Source organism: Modestobacter sp. SYSU DS0875, from assembly GCF_054050915.1.
The window spans coordinates 1-15619 of record NZ_JBJHAH010000006.1 but is presented as its reverse complement, the minus strand read 5'-3'; the positions used below and the strand labels follow the sequence as shown (position 1 = coordinate 15619).

Annotated in this window: 17 protein-coding genes; 10 read left to right on the top strand and 7 right to left on the bottom strand. The window is 75.9% G+C overall.

All coding sequences use genetic code 11. The features are described 5' to 3' along the window. Nucleotides 1–59: 59 nt before the first annotated feature. From arsB to ACI79Y_RS04670, 4 genes are read left to right on the top strand one after another with little or no spacing between them, the layout of a single operon-like run. Nucleotides 60–1187: an ACR3 family arsenite efflux transporter gene (gene arsB / locus ACI79Y_RS04685; RefSeq protein ID WP_457157358.1), complete on the top strand. Its 1128-nt coding sequence runs from the start codon at nt 60–62 to the stop codon at nt 1185–1187. A 22-nt stretch (nt 1188–1209) separates the two neighbouring features. Then, nucleotides 1210–2622 (top strand): FAD-dependent oxidoreductase, encoded by a 1413-nt coding sequence (locus tag ACI79Y_RS04680; protein ID WP_457157357.1) that lies wholly within the window; start codon nt 1210–1212, stop codon nt 2620–2622. Between the two features lie 24 nt (nt 2623–2646). Beyond that, nucleotides 2647–3060 carry an arsenate reductase ArsC gene (locus ACI79Y_RS04675; RefSeq protein WP_457157356.1) on the top strand — a complete coding sequence of 138 codons (414 nt, stop codon included), beginning with the start codon at nt 2647–2649 and terminating at the stop codon, nt 3058–3060. Continuing rightward, on the top strand, nt 3057–3479 hold the full coding sequence (locus ACI79Y_RS04670; RefSeq protein ID WP_457157355.1) for an arsenate-mycothiol transferase ArsC: 423 nt from the start codon (nt 3057–3059) through the stop codon (nt 3477–3479). The genes ACI79Y_RS04675 and ACI79Y_RS04670 overlap by 4 nt, the downstream gene beginning before the upstream one ends. 16 nt (nt 3480–3495) lie before the next feature. Here the strand turns inward: ACI79Y_RS04670 and ACI79Y_RS04665 are convergent, their stop codons facing one another. Next, entirely contained in the window at nt 3496–3831 is a 336-nt protein-coding gene (locus ACI79Y_RS04665) for a YnfA family protein (RefSeq protein WP_457085205.1), read from the bottom strand. 40 nt (nt 3832–3871) lie between these two features. Beyond that, nucleotides 3872–5284, bottom strand: a complete 1413-nt coding sequence (locus ACI79Y_RS04660; RefSeq protein WP_457157354.1) for an FAD-dependent oxidoreductase — start codon at nt 5282–5284, stop codon at nt 3872–3874. Nucleotides 5285–5380: 96 nt separating this feature from the next. Here ACI79Y_RS04660 and ACI79Y_RS04655 point away from each other — a divergent pair, with 96 nt between their 5' ends. Next, nucleotides 5381–5740: an ArsR/SmtB family transcription factor gene (locus tag ACI79Y_RS04655; RefSeq protein ID WP_457157353.1), complete on the top strand. Its 360-nt coding sequence runs from the start codon at nt 5381–5383 to the stop codon at nt 5738–5740. 320 nt (nt 5741–6060) lie between these two features. Further along, on the top strand, nt 6061–8187 hold the full coding sequence (locus tag ACI79Y_RS04650) for a hypothetical protein (RefSeq protein ID WP_457157352.1): 2127 nt from the start codon (nt 6061–6063) through the stop codon (nt 8185–8187). Between the two features lie 40 nt (nt 8188–8227). On the opposite strand, the gene ACI79Y_RS04645 is transcribed toward ACI79Y_RS04650, so the two are convergent. Further along, nucleotides 8228–9085, bottom strand: a complete 858-nt coding sequence (locus ACI79Y_RS04645; RefSeq protein WP_457157351.1) for a DUF998 domain-containing protein — start codon at nt 9083–9085, stop codon at nt 8228–8230. Between the two features lie 102 nt (nt 9086–9187). Between ACI79Y_RS04645 and ACI79Y_RS04640 the strand changes: the two genes are divergently transcribed. Next, entirely contained in the window at nt 9188–9544 is a 357-nt protein-coding gene (locus ACI79Y_RS04640; protein ID WP_457157350.1) for an ArsR/SmtB family transcription factor, read from the top strand. Then, on the top strand, nt 9541–10200 hold the full coding sequence (locus ACI79Y_RS04635; RefSeq protein WP_457157349.1) for a cation transporter: 660 nt from the start codon (nt 9541–9543) through the stop codon (nt 10198–10200). The genes ACI79Y_RS04640 and ACI79Y_RS04635 overlap by 4 nt, the downstream gene beginning before the upstream one ends. Before the next feature lie 4 nt (nt 10201–10204). On the opposite strand, the gene ACI79Y_RS04630 is transcribed toward ACI79Y_RS04635, so the two are convergent. Further along, complete coding sequence (locus ACI79Y_RS04630; protein WP_457157348.1) at nt 10205–10651, bottom strand: hypothetical protein; 447 nt, start codon at nt 10649–10651, stop codon at nt 10205–10207. 108 nt (nt 10652–10759) lie between these two features. On the opposite strand from ACI79Y_RS04630, the gene ACI79Y_RS04625 reads away from it, so the two are divergent. Together ACI79Y_RS04625 and ACI79Y_RS04620 are read left to right on the top strand one after the other, a co-directional pair. After that, a complete protein-coding gene (locus ACI79Y_RS04625) occupies nt 10760–12277 on the top strand; it encodes a Mur ligase family protein (protein ID WP_457157347.1) in 1518 nt (505 codons plus the stop codon). A 43-nt stretch (nt 12278–12320) separates the two neighbouring features. Next, complete coding sequence (locus tag ACI79Y_RS04620; protein WP_457157346.1) at nt 12321–13541, top strand: MFS transporter; 1221 nt, start codon at nt 12321–12323, stop codon at nt 13539–13541. 45 nt (nt 13542–13586) lie between these two features. On the opposite strand, the gene ACI79Y_RS04615 is transcribed toward ACI79Y_RS04620, so the two are convergent. The 3 genes from ACI79Y_RS04615 to ACI79Y_RS04605 form a co-directional block, all read right to left on the bottom strand. Further along, a complete protein-coding gene (locus ACI79Y_RS04615) occupies nt 13587–13787 on the bottom strand; it encodes a hypothetical protein (protein ID WP_457157345.1) in 201 nt (66 codons plus the stop codon). Between the two features lie 113 nt (nt 13788–13900). Then, on the bottom strand, nt 13901–14236 hold the full coding sequence (locus ACI79Y_RS04610; RefSeq protein WP_457157344.1) for a hypothetical protein: 336 nt from the start codon (nt 14234–14236) through the stop codon (nt 13901–13903). Nucleotides 14237–14325: 89 nt separating this feature from the next. Continuing rightward, the gene (locus tag ACI79Y_RS04605; RefSeq protein WP_457157343.1) at nt 14326–15318 is read right to left on the bottom strand and encodes a helix-turn-helix domain-containing protein; all 993 of its coding nucleotides are present in this window, start codon (nt 15316–15318) and stop codon (nt 14326–14328) included. Nucleotides 15319–15619: the final 301 nt, after the last annotated feature.

Here is a 15619-nt window from a genome sequence, read left to right as displayed (position 1 = left end):
CTCCCACGGATAGACCGTCGTCGATCCGTCGCGCCGCGGCGGGGAGGAGTGCCCGCCCGATGAGCGACACCGTCGCGGAGAACCCGCGTCCCAGCACCGACCTCGAGACCCCGGTGCTGGCCCGGCTGTCCACGCTGGACCGGTTCCTCCCGGTGTGGATCATCGTGGCGATGGTCGCCGGGCTGCTGCTCGGCCGGCTGGTGCCCGGGCTGGACGACGCCCTCGACGCCGTCCGGATCGGCGAGGTGAGCCTGCCGATCGCCGTCGGGCTGCTGCTGATGATGTACCCGGTGCTGGCCAAGGTCCGGTACACCGAGCTCGACCGGGTGACCGGGGACCGCAAGCTGCTGGGCGCCTCGCTGGTGCTGAACTGGCTGGTCGGCCCGGCGCTGATGTTCGCGCTGGCCTGGCTGCTGCTGCCCGACCTGCCCGAGTACCGCACCGGCCTGGTGATCGTCGGCCTGGCCCGCTGCATCGCGATGGTGCTCATCTGGAACGACCTGTCCTGCGGTGACCGCGAGGCCGGCGCCGTGCTCGTGGCGATCAACTCGGTCTTCCAGATCCTCGCCTTCGCCGTCCTGGGCTGGTTCTACCTGCAGGTGCTGCCCGGCTGGCTGGGGCTGCCGACCACGTCGGCGGAGTTCAGCTTCTGGGCGATCGTGGTGTCGGTGCTGGTCTTCCTCGGCATCCCGCTGGTCGCCGGGTTCCTCACCCGCACGATCGGTGAGCGGGCCAAGGGGCGCGACTGGTACGAGGGCCGGTTCCTGCCGAAGATCGGCCCGGTCGCCCTGTACGGCCTGCTGTTCACCATCGTCATGCTCTTCGCCCTGCAGGGCGACGCGATCACCTCGAACCCCTGGGACGTCGCCCGCATCGCGCTGCCGCTGCTGGCCTACTTCGTCCTGATGTTCGGAGGCTCGTTCCTGCTCGGCATGCGGCTGCGGCTGGGCTACGCGAAGACCGCGACGCTGGCCTTCACCGCCGCCGGCAACAACTTCGAGCTGGCGATCGCGGTCGCGATCGGCACCTTCGGAGTGACCTCCGGCCAGGCGCTGGCCGGCGTCGTCGGCCCGCTGATCGAGGTGCCGGTGCTGGTCGCCCTGGTCTACGTCTCGCTCTGGGCCGCCCGGCGCTGGTTCCCCGGCGACCCGACCGTCCCCGCCACCGCACCCGAGGGAGTCCGCTGATGACCAGCACCGAGCTGCGCGCATGACCCGCCGGCTGGTCGTCATCGGCGGGAGCGACGCCGGCATCTCCGCCGGCCTGCGGGCCCGCGAGCTGGACCCGACCACCCAGGTCACCGTGGTGGTCGCCGACGCCTACCCCAACTACTCGATCTGCGGCATCCCGTACCACGTCTCCGGGGAGGTGCAGCCCTGGCAGTCGCTGGCGCACCGCACCGCCGCCGACCTCGAGGCCGCCGGGCTGACCCTCCGGGTCGACACCCGGGCCACCGGCATCGACGTGGCCGGGCAGCGCGTCGCGGTGACCGACCCCGCCGGGGCCACCGAGCTGCTGCCCTACGACGAGCTCGTCGTGGGCACCGGCGCCGTCCCGACGGTCCCGGCGATCGCGGGCGTCGGCCAGGGTGGGCTCGGGCCGGCCGACGGCGTGCACCTGCTGCACACCATCGGCGACATGCACGCCCTGATGGCGAGCCTGGCCGGTCGCCCGGTGCGCAGCGCGCTCGTCGTGGGCGCCGGCTACATCGGCGTGGAGCTGGCCGAGGCCCTCGTCGCCCGGGGCATCGCCACCACCGTGGCCCAGCGCCCGGCGGAGGTGCTCACCACGGTCGACGCCGAGCTGGGCGCCCTGGTGCGCGCGGAGATGACCGCCCACGGTGTCGAGGTGCTCACCGGCACCACCGTCGAGGCGCTGACCCGCACCGCCGACGCCCGGATCGCCGTCACCGCCACCGGCCGGCCGGAGCGTGCCTTCGACCTGGTGGTCGTCGTCGCGGGCGTCCGGCCCGACGTGCGGCTGCTGGTCGACGCCGGGGCGAGCACCGGCGCCGGGGGCGCGGTGGTCGTGGACGAGACCATGGCCACCGGCCTGCCGCACGTGTGGGCCGCCGGTGACTGCGTGGTCACCCACCACCGCCTGCTGGGCGTCACCTGGTTGCCGCTGGGCACCACCGCGCACAAGCAGGGCCGGGTCGCGGGCGCCAACGCCGTGGGCGGCCACGCGCGCTTCGCCGGCATCGTCGGCACCCAGGTGGTCAAGGTCTTCGACCTGGTCGCCGCCCGGACCGGCCTGCTCGAGCACGAGGCGCTGGCGGCCGGCTTCCGGCCGGTGACCACCCAGACCAGCCCCGACGACCACAAGGCGTACTACCCCGGCGCCCGGCCGATCACGATCCGGGTCACCGCGGACGCCGACACCGGCCGGCTGCTCGGGGCCCAGCTGGTCGGCCGGCTGGGCAGCGAGGTCGCCAAGCGCGCCGACGTCTACGCCACCGCGCTGTTCTCCGCGATGACCGTCGACGGTCTGGCCGACCTGGACCTGGCCTACACCCCGCCGCTGGGCTCACCCTGGGACGCCGTGCAGCTGGCTGCCCAGGCGTGGAGCCGGGAGCACCGCCCGACCAGCATCGACCCGCTGCCCTCGGCCCTGGCCGAATGAGCCCCCCCGAACGAGGAGATCCCCGTGAGTGACCGTCCCAGCGTCCTGTTCGTCTGCGTGCACAACGCCGGGCGCTCCCAGATGGCCGCCGGCTGGCTGCGCCACCTCGCCGGCGACGCCGTGGAGGTGCGCTCCGCCGGCTCGGTGCCCGGCGACCAGGTCAACCCCTCGGCGGTCGCGGCGATGGCCGAGGTGGGCATCGACATCTCCGACCAGCGACCCAAGGTGCTCACCACCGACGCCGTCGAGGCCTCCGACGTGGTGATCACCATGGGCTGCGGCGACGCCTGCCCGATCTTCCCCGGGAAGCGCTACCTGGACTGGGCGCTGGAGGACCCTGCCGGCAAGGGCGTGGAGTCCGTGCGCCCGATCCGGGACGAGATCGAGGCGCGCATCCGTGGCCTGCTCGCCGAGCTCCAGGTGTCGGTCGCGCCGTGACCGGCGCGCCGTCGGTCCTGTTCGTCTGCGTGCACAACGCCGGCAAGTCCCAGCTCGCTGCCGGCCTGATGACCGACCTGGCCGGGGACGCCGTCGAGGTGCGCTCCGCCGGGACGGCGCCGGGAGAGGCGGTCAACGAGCAGGCCGCCCGGTCGCTGGCCGAGCTGGGCATCGACATCTCCGACCAGGTGCCGAAGCCGATCACCGATCAGCTGGTGCGGGACGCCGACGTGGTGGTCGTCCTCGGCCGGGAGGCACGGGTCGAGCCGGTGGAGGGCACCCGGGTCGAGACCTGGGACACCGACGAGCCGTCCGAGCGCGGCATCGAGGGGATGGCCCGGATGCGCCTGGTCCGCGACGACATCGCCGCGCGGGTGCGCGTCCTGGCCGGCGAGCTCGCGGTGCCGACCGGGCGGTGAGTGTGCCGGGCCGGGGTCACCCCGCCCGTGGGGCGTACATGATGACGGCGACGCCGACCAGGCAGACGAGCGCACCGAGGACGTCGTAGCGGTCGGGCCGGAAGCCGTCGACGACCATGCCCCAGGCCAGGCTGCCCGCGACGAACACCCCGCCGTAGGCGGCGAGGATCCGGCCGAAGTTCGCGTCGGGCTGCAGGGTCGCGACGAACCCGTAGGCGCCCAGCGCGAGCACCCCGGCCCCGATCCACAGCCAGCCGCGGTGCTCGCGCACCCCTTGCCAGACCAGCCACGCCCCACCGATCTCGGCGACCGCGGCCAGCAGGAACAACAGCAGGGAGCGGGTGACCGTCACGGCGGACAGCCTGCCAGGAGCCGCCCCACCTGCCGGCCGGTCAGGTGTCCGAGGCGGAGGCCCTGATGGTCACCGGCTGCGGAGCCGGACCGCAGCAGCTCGCCGGCTCTGCCTCCTCCGCCGACCACCCGTGCGCGCTGCCGGTGGCGAAGCCGGCGCCGGCGGTCTCGCCGGCCTCCCGGGCGCCCAGGTCGGTGCCGCACACCCCGGTGGCGGGCAGGTGGAGCTGCACGGCGTCGGCGGCCTCGGTGTCGCCGGCCAGCGCGGCGGCGACCGAGCGCACCTGCTCGTAGCCGGTGGCCAGCAGGAACGTCGGCGCACGGCCGTAGGACTTCATGCCCACCAGGTAGAAGCCCTCGTCGGGGTGCGCGAGGTCGCGGTGCCCGTGCGGGGGCACCGTGCCGCAGGAGTGGAAGTTCGGGTCGATCAGCGGCGCCAGCCGGGCCGGTGCCTCCACGGCCGGGTCCAGCGACAGGCGGACCTCGCGCAGCAGATCCAGGTCGGGGCGGAAGCCAGTGGCGGCGGCCAGCGCGTCGACCTGGAGGTCGACCGGGGCACCGTCCCGGCCGGTGCCGGTCACCCGGAGCCGGCCGTCGCCGGCGGGGGCCAGGCCGGTCAGCGTGACCTCGCGGTGCAGCTCGACGTGGCCGGCCTGGACAGCGGCCTTCAGCGTCGACCCCAGCAGGCCGCGGGCCGGCAGGCCGTCGGCGTCGCCGCCGCCGTACAGCCGGGCGGGGGAGCGGCCGCGGATGGCCCAGCTGATCCGGGTGCCGGGCTCGCTGCGCTGCAGCTCCACCAGGGCCAGGAGGGTGTTGGCCGCGGAGTGGCCCATGCCGACCACCAGGGTGTGCTTGCCGGCGAACCGGGGCCGGTCGGTGCCCAGCACGTCGGGCAGCGGGCCGACCAGCCAGTCGCCGGCCTGCTCCTCGCCGACCGCCGGCAGGCCGGCGGCGCCCAGCGGGTTGGGCTGACCCCAGGTGCCCGAGGCGTCGATGACGGCCCGCGCGGTCAGGTCCTGGACCTGCCCGTCCGCGACGACCCGCACGAGGTACGCCCGGCTCTCCCGGCCGACGGTGCGCGTCTTGTCCACCCCGACCCGGCTCACCGCGACCGCCCGGGCGCCGGTGCGGATCCGGCCGGCCAGCTGCGGGGTGGCGGCCAGCGGGGCCAGGTAGCGCTCGACCAGCTCGGCGCCGGTCGGCAGCTCGGCGCGGTCGGGGGACTCCCAGCCGGTCGGCTCGAGCAGCCGGACGGCGGCGGCGTCGACGTCGTACTCCCACGGGGAGAACAGCCGGACGTGCCCCCAGGCGCGCACCGCGGCGCCCACCCGGTCCCCGGCCTCGAGCACCAGCGGCTCCAGGCCCCGCTCGAGCAGGTGTGCGGCGGCGGCCAGGCCCACGGGCCCGGCGCCGATGACCACGACCGGCAGGTCGTCCGTGGTGTGTGCGCTCATCTGTGCGTCACGTCCTCGCTCGTCGATGTCCTAACGTCGAGGCACGTTAACAGCGAATACTGTTGATAACAACGCCGATGTGGCACACTCGCGGGCATGCCGCAGGACCTGGACGTGCGCCTCCTCGACGTCGACGAGCAGACCTCGCCCGCCGACCGCGCCCGGCTGCTCGCGCCGCAGCTGAAGGCGCTGGGCGACCCGAACCGGCTGCACCTGCTGCTGCTGCTCGCCGAGGGCCCGCGCACCGTCCGGGAGCTGACCGACGCCACCGGGATGAGCCAGACGCTGGTCAGCCACCACCTGGCGCCGCTGCGCGAGCAGGGGCTGGTCACGATCACGCCGAAGGGCCGCAGCAACGTCTACGCGCTCTGCTGCGAGGCCCTCGCCGGCCCGGTCAAGGCCCTGGCCACGCTGGCGGCTGTCACTCCTGAGGGTGCTGAGGCTTGCTGTCGCTGATGGGGTCCGGGGTCGTGTCGAGCCGCCGCAGCAGCGTCGCCGGTGGCTAGCATCGCGCCCTCCGACCGCCGGCCCGTCAGGACGTACGAGTGAGTTCCGAACCCCCCTCGCTGGGTGCCCCTACGGGGTCGCGGTCGCCGGCCTCCCTCGATCCCCGGACCGGTCGGGTGCGCCGGCTCCCGGACCCCGTGACGACACCGGTCCGGCCTGACCGGACCCCGATCCAGGGTGCATCCGCGGAGGTCGGCGGCACCGCCCCGACGGCCCGCGGGGACCGCTCCGGAGGCAGGGGTGGTCTCGTCATCGCCGTCCTGGGGGTCGTGGCGGCTGCCGGCGGCCTGTTCGCACTGCTCTCGGTCGTCGCCGGGGTCGTGGGGTGGACGCCGGCGCTGCGGGCTCTCGCCGCGCTCGTGGGGCTGGCGTTGCTCAACGGCGGACTGGTCGCACTGGCGGTCCCGCGTACCGGCCCCGTCGTGAGGCTCGTGATCAGCGCGGTGCTGGGACTGGCGACCGCGGGCATCGCTGTGTGGCTGTCGGGGGTGGTCGACTGGTTCGCGTTCCGGTGGCTCGTGGTGGCGCTCCCGGTCGTGGCCTGGTTCCACCCCGCGGCACGGCGTGGGTGGTCGCCCGTGCAGCCGCGGGAGAGGCGGCTGGGGTGGGTGCTACGCGTCGGGCCGTCGGCGTGGGGGGTGGCGATCGCCTGGGTCCTCGGCTCCCGTGCTCTCGCCGGCTACTACGGTCCCGCCACCGGTGACGGGCCGCTTCGGCAGTTCTACGTCGACATCCCCTGGCACATCGCCCTCACCAGCGAGGCGCTGGACCGGGCGCCCGCAGTCTACCCCTGGATCCCCGATGTCCCGATCGGGTACTCCTGGCTCTTCTTCGGCACCCTGGGGCTGCTGGGCAACGTGACCGGTGCGACGGCCGCCGAGCTCGTGCTCGTCGTGGGGCCGGGCCTGCTCGCGCTGGTGGTCCCAGTCGCGCTCGCCGCTTGCGCCTGGGTGGTCAGCCGCAGTCGGCTCGCGGCCGTCCTCGCGCCGGTGCTGTTCACGGTGGCGCGGGGGCCGGTGTTCTCCGGCACCGAGGCGTTCCAGCTGACGCCCCAGTGGGTGCTCGTCAACCGCGACTCGACCAACGCCCTGGTCCTGGCCGTGCTCGTCGTCCTCGTCGTCATGCTGCGGGACGCCGCCGCCCCCGACCGCCGTCGGCGCAGCGCGGCCACCCTCCTCATCCTCCTGGTGATGACCTTCGCCGCCGCCGGTGGACGTGGTGGTGCGGTGCTGCCGCTGCTGGGCGCCATCGGCCTGGCCTGGCTGGCCTCGCTCCGGGTCCCGTCACGGCGCGCTCTCACCTCGGCGGCGTTCGCCGTGATGGTCGTCGGCGTGGTCGCCGCCACCTTGGGCGTCACGAGGTCGTCGGGGAGCTTCGGTGTGGACCCGTTGCAACTGTTCCCCCCGGTCAGGTTCCTCAGCCCGACGGCCATCCTGGTGGCGGTGTCGGCCTCCCTCGCCGTCCTCATCGCCATGACCGCGTGCACCGCCCTGATCGGCCGGGTGCTGCCCGCCTCGCGCTTCGCCGTCCCGGTGCTGGTCGGTGCGGCGCTGGCAGGCATCCTCGGGATGGCCGTCTTCGGCCACCCCGCCTACTCCCAGCGCTACTTCTTCCATGCAGGGTGGCCCGCGCTGGTCGTCGGGCTCGCCGTCCTCGCGGCGGTCGCAGTGCGGTTCCTCGGCCCCCTCGTGGTGGTCGCCTTCCTGGTGGCGGCCGCGGCGGTGCAGGCGGTCGTCCAGCCGCCGACCTGGCTGCCGCCCACCCCCTGGCTGGAGCGCGTGGCCCTGGCCGCAGGGGCCACGGCCGTCACCGTGGGGGTCGTCGCCCTCGTCCTGGCACGCCGGAACGGATGGGCGCGGACGGTCCTGCTGGTCCTCCCGGTCCTCGTGCTCGCGATGCAGCCGTGGGGCCTGCCACGCTCGGTCTACCCGGCGGCGTTCCCCGTCGCTGCCCCGACGTCCGGCTCCCTCAGCGACGGGCAGCTCGCGGTGCTGACCGAGCTGAGGGAGCGGTCGGACCCCGATGACCTGGTCGCCACCAACAAGCACTGCATCGGGGGCCGCGTCGCCGACGGCACCTGTGACGCGCGGTGGTTCGCCGTCGCCGCCTTCGCCGAGCGGCGGGTGTTCGTGGAGGGCTGGTCCTACGACTACACCTGGACCTCGGCGGGGAACGACAACCGCGAGCCCTACTGGGACCCCGAGCTGCTCCGCGCCAACGACGGCTTCATCGCCGCCCCGAACCCGCAGGACTGCGAGGTCCTGCGGGGGGAGGGCGTCGAGTGGCTGTACGTCGACCACCGGGAGGCGTGGAGCCCGGCCCTGGCCGAGTACGCCGACCTCGTGGCGGGCGCGGACGACGCCTCGCTCTACCGGCTCCGCCCCGGCTGTCGCTGAGCCCGGGCCGGCAGTCGGGGCGGCCCGCCGCTGACGCGGGTCAGCGGCGCGGCGCCCAGGGGTCCTCGGGATCGAAGTCGTCGGGCTCGTCGTCGGCCGGCCCGGCGGCGGTCGCACCGGTCGTCGTCGCGGGTGGCTGGGTCGCGGCCTGCTGGGTCGTGGAGGACGGGGTCGTGGACGGCTGGGGGCCCGGCTGGGCCGCCGCCTCCAGGGCGGCGTCCCGCTCGGCCGCCCGACGCGCGCGCTCCAGCCGCGCGTCCTCCCGCAGCTGCCGGCGCGACGGCGAGCCGTCGGGGTTGGTGAGCTGCCACCAGCCGTCCTTCTGTCGCCACAGGGCGATCCCGCCGACGGTGAGCCCGATCGGGACCACGTAGGCCGCGACCCGCTCCATCCCGCCCTCGCCGAGGAAGAGGAAGACCGCGGCGCCGAAGAAGATCGTGCCGATGACGCCGACCAGGCCCAGGACCGCCAGCGTCGTGCCCAGTGCCTCGGACCGGGGGCGCACGCCGTAGGCCAGGGCGATGAGGCCGATCCCGCCGCCCAGGAAGTGGGCTGCTGCCGCGACCTCGTGCGCCGCTGTCACCGAGTCGGCGGGGAAGAGCCCCACGAGCAGCACGCCCAGGCCGGCGACGGTGAGCAGCACCCGGGCCAGCCGGCCGCCGAGCCCGGCGAGGCCAGGGCCGAGGAGCAGGGCGCCGGCGGTGATCAGCAGGCCCTGCAGCACGAAGGAGCCGTTCATCAGCAGCCGGGCGGGGGAGTCGCCGGCGCCCAGGTCGCTGATCACGTCCCGGGAGTAGGAGTAGCCGCCGTACCGGGCGGCGGCGATCGCCTCGACGACGAAGAACTGCAGGGTGAGCACCCAGGCCACCCCGCCCCAGCGGTACCGACTGTCCGTCACGGGAAGGCATGGTCCCAGCCCGGCCTGTGAGTGGTGCACCACGGTCCGGTCGTGTCATCCTCACATCCGTTGAGATGTTTGGATGACGAGGGAGGGAGCCTGGTGGACGACGCCTGCGACCTGCTGTGCCTGGACCTGCCGCACGCCGAGGAGGTGCGCGCCCGCCTGCTCACCACCGACCGTTCGACGTCGGCCGCGGAACGGGCGAAGGCGCTGGGCGACCCGACGCGCCTGCGGGTGGCCGCGGCGCTGGCGGCCGGTGGTGAGCTGTGCGTCTGCGACCTGGCCTGGGTCACCGAGCTGGCGCAGAACCTGGTGTCCCACCACCTGCGCCGGCTGCGGGCCGCCGGCCTCGCCGACGCCCGGCGGGACGGCAAGCTGGCGATGTACCGGCTCACCCCCGCCGGCACGGCGTTGCTGACCGCGCTGGTCGGCGCTCCCGAGGAGGTCGGCCGATGAGCGCCGTCGCCGCGGACCGGGCGGCGCTGGTCCGCCGGGTGCGGCTGCTGGTCGCCGCCACGATCAGCTGGAACGTGGTCGAGGCGGTGGTGGCGATCAGCGCCGGCGTCGGGGCGTCCAGCGCCGCGCTGATCGGCTTCGGCCTGGACTCGGTCGTCGAGGTCGCCTCGGCAGCGGCGGTGGCCTGGCAGTTCGCCGGCCGGGATCCCGAGGCGCGGGAACGGGTAGCGCTGCGGATCATCGCGGTCGCCTTCTTCGCGCTGGCCGCCGTGGTCACCGCAGAGGCCCTGCGGCTGCTCCTGGGCGGGGCCGAGCCGCGTCACTCGACGGTCGGGCTGGTGCTGGCCGTGCTCAGCCTGGCGGTGATGCCGCTGCTCTCCTTCGCGCAGCGGCGCGCCGGGCGGGCGCTGGGCTCGGTGGCGGCGGTGGCCGACTCCCGCCAGACCCTGCTGTGCACCTACCTCTCCGCGGTGCTGCTGGCCGGGCTGCTGCTCAACAGCACGCTGGGTTGGTGGTGGGCCGATCCGCTGGCGGCGCTGGTGATCGCGGCCGTCGCGGTGCACGAGGGGCGGGAGGCCTGGCAGGGGGACGCCTGCTGCGGCCCCGCGCTCGTCAGGCCGGCCGGCGCCGACGACGGCTGCTCCTGCTGCGCCTGACCCCTCAGGCCGGCCGGTCGCCGGGCTCGACCCGGGCCAGGAGGGCGGCGTACTGGCCGGTCGACAGCCACGACGGGTTGCTCCCGGCCGGCATCCGCACGACCTCGGCGGCGGCGAAGGCACGGTCGGCGACCAGTTCGGCCCGGTCCACCGGCTCGGCCAGCCGCCGCCACCGCACCCGGACGACCGGCCCGCGCTCCGGGTCCTCCTCCGGGGCGGCGGCGATCGCGCCCAGCGCGTGCACGCCCGGCCGGTGCCGGCCGCTGATCCACAGCACGCACGGCTGCCCGGGGCGCAGCAGGGCCAGCCGGTAGGACCGGCGCACGCACCGGTCGACGGTCACCGAGCCACCCGGTGCCCAGTCGGGGGCGACGGCGTCGGCCGGGTGGCTGCTCTTCAGCAGCCAGGCGCCGACGTCGGAAGGTGCGAGGCGAGGTGCGGCGGAGGGCACCCGGCGAGCCAACCAGGCGTGGCGGTGCGGCGCCGTCCGAGTCCGGTCGGTGGTGGCCCACCCGGTCCCACACTGCCGGACCAGCGGGTTCCGCTTAGCGTTCGGGGCGTGCCGCTCCCCGTGGTCCCCTGGTCCGCCGTCGAACACCGCGCGAGCGGCCTGACCGCGGGGCCGGTGCGCCGCGAGGGCGGCCGCGACGACCTGCCGCTGTGCGGGCTGGTGACCGACTCCCGGGCCGTCACCCCGGGCGCGCTGTTCGCCTGCGTCCGCGGGGGCCGAAGCGACGGTCACCGGTTCGCGGGCGCGGTCCGGGACGCCGGAGCCGCGGCCCTGCTCGTCGACCACCCGGTCCCGGTCGACCTGCCCCAGCTGGTGGTGCCCGCGGTGCGCCCGCTGCTCGGCCCGCTGGGTGCCCTGCTGGCCGGCGACCCGGCCGACGAGCTCCGGCTGGTCGGGGTCACCGGCAGCAACGGCAAGACGACGACGAGCACCCTGGTGCGCGGGGTGCTGGGCGCCGCCGGGGAGTGCGCCGGCGTCGTCACCACCCTGGGTGCGCGGGTCGGCAGCGAGCGGCGCAACACCCGGCTGACCACACCGGAGGCGCCCGAGCTGCACGCGCTGCTGCGCTGGATGCGCGACGAGGGCGCCACCAGCGCGGTGGTCGAGGCGTCCTCGATCGCGCTGGACGTCGGCCGGGTCGACGGCGTGCACGTGGAGGTCGCGGTCTTCACCGGCTTCGAGGAGGACCACCTCGACCACCACGGCACCCTCGAGCAGTACTGGGCCAGCAAGGCGCTGCTGTTCCGCCCGGAGCGCGCCGACAGCGCGGTCGTGGTCGTCGACGACCCGTGGGGTCGGCGGCTGGCCGACCAGACCGAGGTGCCGGTGACCCGCGTCGCGACCACCGCGGAGGTGCCCGCCGACGTCCGGGTGCTGCGGTGGCGGACCGGGGCAGCGGGCACCGCGCTGCTGGTCGCCGACGACGGTGGCCTGCACCGGGTGCGCTCGCCGCTGGTCGGCCAGGTGCACGTCGGGAACATCGCCGCGGCCTGGGCGACCGGCCGTTCCCTGGGGCTGGACCCCGGGACGGTCGCCGCCGGGATCGCCGGCACCGCGCCGCCCGCCGGGCGCAACACGCTGCTGCGCGGAGCCGAGGGGCCGCTGGTCGTCGTGGACTACGCGCACACGCCGGGGGCGTTGGCCGCCGCACTGCGGACCGCCCGCGGGCTGAGCGGCCCCGGCGGCCGGGTGCACCTGGTGCTCGGCGCCCGTGGTCGCCGGGACCGGTACAAGCGGCAGGGGCTCGGCGTCGCGGCGCGGGCGGCCGACGCGGTCTGGCTGACCAACGAGGGCAGCCACGGCGAGCGGCCGCAGGCGATCGTCGACGAGCTGCGGGTGGGCCTCCTGGGCGGGGCCGCCGTGGTGCGGACCGTGCTGGACCGCGGCGAGGCGATCACCGCGGCCGTGCAGGCCGCCGGGCGGGCCGACGTCGTGCTGGTCGTCGGCCGGGGGCACGAGACGACCATGACCGACGACGGTGACCCGGTGCGCTTCGACGACGCCGAGGTGGCCCGCGCGGCCCTGGACGACCTGGTGGACGAGCTGGTGGCCGAGCGGGCCGGCTGACCCGGCACGCGGTGCCCCCGCTCGCACCGGCAGGCTCGGCACCGTGACGGCAGCGGGCGAGCAGTGGGCCGGCCACCGGGTCGGTGAGCCGGGCTTCCGCCGCGCCGCCGCCGCGGTCTTCCTGGCCGGCCTCGCGGTCTTCGCCACCCTGTACGCGCCGCAGGCCATGCTGCCCGAGCTCACCCGTGCCCTCGGGGTCTCCCCGGCCGCCTCGACCCTGGCGATCTCGGTCAGCACCGGGGCGCTGGCGGTGGGGCTGCTGGTGCTCGGGCCCGTCTCCGACCGGCGTGGGCGGACCCCGGTGCTGCACGCCTGCCTGGCCGCCACGGCCGTGCTCGCGGTGCTCACCGTGTTCGCACCGGCCTGGTGGGTGCTGCTGGTGCTGCGCGGCCTGCAGGGGTTCGCCCTCGCGGGGCTGCCCGCCGTCGCCGTCGCCTACCTGCGGGAGGAGCTGCACACCTCGGTCAGCGGCCGGGCGATCGGGCTCTACGTCAGCGGTACCGCGATCGGCGGGCTCTCCGGCCGGCTGCTCACCGGCCTGCTCACCGAGCTCGGCGGCTGGCGGGCGGCGCTGGCGGGCGTCGCCGTGCTGGCGGTGGGGTGCGCGGTCGCCGTCCGGCTGCTGCTGCCCCCGGCCCGGCGCTTCGTCCCGCTGGCCCGGGAGGGCCGGCTGGTCCGGCAGCTCACCGCGGCGTTCACCGACCCGGCGCTGCTGGCGCTCTACGGGGTGGCGGCGCTGCTGATGGGCGGCTTCGTCGCCGTCTACAACGCCGGCACCTTCCGGCTGGAGTCGGCGCCGTACTCGCTGTCCCCGGCGATCGCCGGCCTGGTGTTCCTCGCCTACCTGCTCGGCTCGGCCAGCTCGCCGGTGGCCGGCTGGCTCGCCGACCGGCACGGACGGCGGGTGGTGGTGCCGGGGGCCGTGGCGGTCATGGGGGCGGGCATCGCGCTCACCGCCCCGACGCCGCTGTGGTGCGTCGTGCTCGGGCTCTGCGTGCTGACCACCGGCTTCTTCGCCGCCCACGGCGTGGCCAGCGGCTGGGTCGCGGCGCGCGCTCAGCGCGGAGGCCGACCGGTCGGGCAGGCGGCCTCGCTGTACTCGTTCTGGTACTACGTCGGCTCATCGGTGGGCGGCACCCTCGCCGGGCGGGCCTGGCAGGACGGCGGCTGGCCGCCGGTGGCGCTGCTGGCCGGCTGCTGCACCCTGGTGGCGCTGGCGCTGAGCCTGGCGCTGGGCCGCACCCGCTCCCTGGGCGGGAGCTGACCCCGGGGCCGGTGGCCCCGGGGTCAGCCCCCGGGGGTCAGGGCCTCACTCGGTGGCGTTGTGCTCGTACGCGCCGGCGGGGTCGGCGTCGTCGGAGCCGACCGCCTGGCGCTCCAGCTCGGTGCGGTGCTCCATCGCCTCGTCGGACAGGTGCGGGTCCTTGGCGTGCTCGCTGCGGTCCCGCGGGGCCGGCTCGGTGGGGGTCATCACGTCGTCGAGCGTCGGCTCGTCGTTGGGGCTGGTCATCCTCGTCCTCCGCTCTCCTGCGTCCGGCTGGTCCGGACCGCTCGGGGAGTGGGTATCCCGCGGGACCCGGGCTGCAAACCGGACCGGTGGAGCCGGGTCCGCCCTCGCGGGCGTCAGCCCGGCTTCAGCTGCTCGGCGGGGAGCCAGGCCTCCACCAGCAGCGGACCGTGCTCGCCGGCGACGGTGTAGGCGACCCGGCCGTGCCAGCTGTCTTCCCGCTGCCGCCACTCGACCAGCAGGCCCGGCCAGGTGCCCGGCGCATCGGGCGGGTCGTGCACCCAGCAGTGCCGTCCGTGCCCCTGTCCGGCCGGCCGGCGGGCATCGGCTGTCGACAGCGGCGGGGCGGTGGCCGGGGGTGGTGGAGGTGGCGGCGCAGCGACGCCCGAGCGGGCGGCGCGGTCGGCCAGGGAACCGACACCCTGCCGCCCCCGGTGCATGCCCCCAGCCACCCGACGATGCTCTCATGTCGTCGAACATACGTTCGACCGGAGCGCTGGCGTTCGTGCCGGATACCGCGCCGCGGTGACCCGCGGGATCCCTAGACCGGGCTGTCGGCACCGGCCCGCGGGCCGGGGTGGCGGGCGCCGGCCGACACCCGCCGCCACTCCCGCGGGCTCATGCCGAAGCGGGCACGGAACCGGCGGCTGAAGTGCGAGGGGTCGCTGAAGCCCCAGGACCGGGCGACGGCGGCGATCGCCCGGCTCCGCTGGTCGGCCAGCTCGCGACGAGCCCCTTCGAGCCGCTGGTCGATGACCCACTGCTCCAGGCTGAAGCCGCCGGCCGAGCACAGGCGGTAGAGCTGCCGAACCGACATCGTGTGGGCGGCCGCTACCGTCCCCGGTCCCAGCTCCGGGTCGGCGAGGTGCCGGAGCACCCAGGACCGGACGTTCCTCAACTGCACCTCGTCGGTCGCCGGCCCGGGCTGGTCGGCACCTGCGGCCGAGGCGAGCAACGCCCGGGCGAGCTCCACGGTGGCGGTCGCCACCGCAGCCGCCTGCGGGTCCTGGGAGAGGCGTTGGGCGTCCCGGGTGACCCGGGTGACGTGCTCGCGCACCAGGTCGTGGAGCGGGCTGGCCGGCAGGCGGGGGACCGCCCGACGGACGACGTCGGCTGGCAGGGCCAGCCGGCTCAGTGGCACGTGCAGGGCGCGGCCGGTGCAGTGACGCCCCTCCCAGTCGAAGGTGTAGGGCACCGTGAGGTCCGCGGCGGTGAACGCCCCGGGCGTCACGCGGCGGAGGAGGTCTGCCTGCTCGTGACGAGCGTTCCCGCTCTCCTGCACGTAGAGGGACACCACCGGCGGTCGATCGTCCCCGCGTCGCGACCGGCGGTGCCCCAGTGAGAGCGCGCCGGTGAGGGCGGCCCGGGTGACGGTCAGCCCACCCAGCTCCCAGGCGTCCAGCCGGACCACCAGCGGCGCATCGGGGTCGTGCAGGTGCACTCGGGAGGTCATCCCCGCCTGCAGGCGCGCCACCACGGCGGCCGGCCGGCGGTCGGCACCGGTCAGCTGCCGGCTGTCCAGGAGCGTGGCCATCGCGCCTCCCCGTGCGGGTGGTCGGCGACGCCGCCGCGGGCACCGTCATCCTGCGCCAACGCCGGGTCGCCGGGAAGTGGTGCAGCCGCGGCCGGACCGGTCACCCGCGCACAGTCGTGCTCTGCCCACCGAGGGTGGGCACAGCACGAAGAGCTCGTGCCGGGGTCGGGTCGGCGCACAGTCGTGGGGGGGGGGGGGGGGGGGGGGGGGGGGGGGGGGGGGGGGGGGGGGGGGGGGGGGGGGGGGGGGGGGGGGGGGGGGGGGGGGGGGGGGGGGGGGGGGGGGGGGGGGGGGGGGGGGG

Bases quoted from the DNA above. Each gene is read 5' to 3' on its own strand.
- ACI79Y_RS04680 (WP_457157357.1), top strand. From the start codon at position 1,210: ATGACCCGCCGGCTGGTCGTCATCGGCGGGAGCGACGCCGGCATCTCC.
- ACI79Y_RS04660 (WP_457157354.1), bottom strand. From the start codon at position 5,284: ATGAGCGCACACACCACGGACGACCTGCCGGTCGTGGTCATCGGCGCC.
- arsB (WP_457157358.1), top strand. From the start codon at position 60: ATGAGCGACACCGTCGCGGAGAACCCGCGTCCCAGCACCGACCTCGAG.
- ACI79Y_RS04635 (WP_457157349.1), top strand. From the start codon at position 9,541: ATGAGCGCCGTCGCCGCGGACCGGGCGGCGCTGGTCCGCCGGGTGCGG.
- ACI79Y_RS04615 (WP_457157345.1), bottom strand. From the start codon at position 13,787: ATGACCAGCCCCAACGACGAGCCGACGCTCGACGACGTGATGACCCCC.
- ACI79Y_RS04655 (WP_457157353.1), top strand. From the start codon at position 5,381: ATGCCGCAGGACCTGGACGTGCGCCTCCTCGACGTCGACGAGCAGACC.
- ACI79Y_RS04605 (WP_457157343.1), bottom strand. From the start codon at position 15,318: ATGGCCACGCTCCTGGACAGCCGGCAGCTGACCGGTGCCGACCGCCGG.